The sequence below is a fragment of the Tsukamurella conjunctivitidis genome, assembly GCF_007858475.1.
Taxonomy (GTDB): domain Bacteria; phylum Actinomycetota; class Actinomycetes; order Mycobacteriales; family Mycobacteriaceae; genus Tsukamurella; species Tsukamurella conjunctivitidis.
On record NZ_VIGX01000210.1, the window covers coordinates 1 to 570 of the forward strand.

The 570-nt window shown below is 38.1% G+C and carries 1 rRNA gene; it reads left to right on the forward strand.

The features are described 5' to 3' along the window. Window positions 1-325 precede the first annotated feature (325 nt). Window positions 326-570 (forward strand): 23S ribosomal RNA (locus FK530_RS26395); the annotation flags it as partial.

Genomic DNA, 570 nt, shown 5'->3' on the forward strand with positions numbered 1-570 from the left:
GAGATCTTTCGGGTCTTGTTATTGGATTGTTCTTCTCGTGATGAGAATGATAATTGGATAGCAAGATAACAAGGAAGATCGGGAGAGATTGCATCACTTAAGTAACGATGTATTCAATTTCATTGAAAAGTCATTATTGGTTTTTTGATCTTAGTTTATCTTTATCTAAGGTTCATCTAAGGTTGAAGGTTCAATATGGCAATTTGATAAAATGAGTTAACTTAAAGTGAAACGTTATCATGTTACATTCGTAGGAGAATTGAAGAGCTATTTGTCATATAGTTTGGACGATTCATTATTATAATGAGTCTAATCCCTATTATATGGTCAAGTGAATAAGCGTACATGGCGGATGCCTTGGCGATTACAGGCGATGAAGGACGTGGAAGTCTGCGAAAAGTTTCGGGGAGCTGGCAATCAAGCTTTGATCCGGAAATGTCCGAATGGGGAAACCCGCACAGGCTTAAAACCCTGTCATCCTTTTACTGAATCTATAGGTTTAAGGAAGCGAACCTGGTGAACTGAAACATCTAAGTAACCAGAGGAAAAGAAATCAATTGAGATTCCCGC